Source organism: Oleiphilus sp. HI0066, assembly GCF_001635725.1.
Genome location: NZ_LWFH01000766.1, coordinates 1 through 822, shown reverse-complemented (window position 1 = coordinate 822; position 822 = coordinate 1). Strand labels below are relative to the sequence as shown.

The 822-nt window shown below is 47.4% G+C and carries 1 protein-coding gene; it reads left to right on the top strand.

Annotated features, from left to right (window positions below):
• A partial coding sequence (dapE, locus tag A3738_RS09220; protein WP_068763559.1) for a succinyl-diaminopimelate desuccinylase occupies positions 1-822 on the top strand: 822 nt, incomplete at both ends.

The following is an 822-nucleotide window of genomic DNA, read 5'->3' as shown; positions in this document are numbered from 1 at the left end:
ACCTGAGTACCAGTGGCAATACCCTCCTTTTGAAGCACGCATTGAAGACGGGCATATTCATGGACGCGGTACCGCAGACATGAAAGGTAGTTTAGCGGCGTTTATCACGGCAACTGAGCGCTTCATCGAAAAGTATCCAGAGCATAAAGGCTCTATCGCCTACTTGATTACGAGTGATGAAGAAGGTCCAGCGAAAAATGGAACGGTAAAGGTCATCGAAACCTTAGAAGCTCGTAACGAGAAAATTGACTGGTGTCTTGTTGGCGAACCCTCAAGCACCACAACGCTAGGTGATGTCATTAAGAATGGCCGTCGTGGCTCTTTGAACGCAAAGCTTACTATCAAAGGTAAGCAAGGGCATGTTGCCTACCCGCACCTTGCAGATAATCCTATCCATAAAGCTTCCAGAGCGCTTGCTGAATTAGCAGATATTGAATGGGACCAAGGAAATGAGTTCTTTCCAGCAACCTCTTTCCAAATCACCAACTTTAACTGCGGAACTGGCGCTACTAATGTCATTCCAGGCGTTGGTGAAGTGTTGTTTAACTTTAGATATTGCACAGAGGTGACAGCAGAAGAGCTCACAGAGAAAACCGAAGCAGTACTCGAAAAGTATGACTTAGACTACGACATTGTATGGAACCTGAGCGGACGACCATTTCTTACTGAGGCAGGCCCACTCGTTGAGGCCGCCGTTGCGTCAATTAAAGAAGTCAAAGGAATTGATACCGAGCTATCCACTAGTGGAGGCACATCAGACGGCCGGTTTATCGCGCCAACAGGTGCACAGGTCTTAGAGCTTGGCCCATTAAATGCGACCAT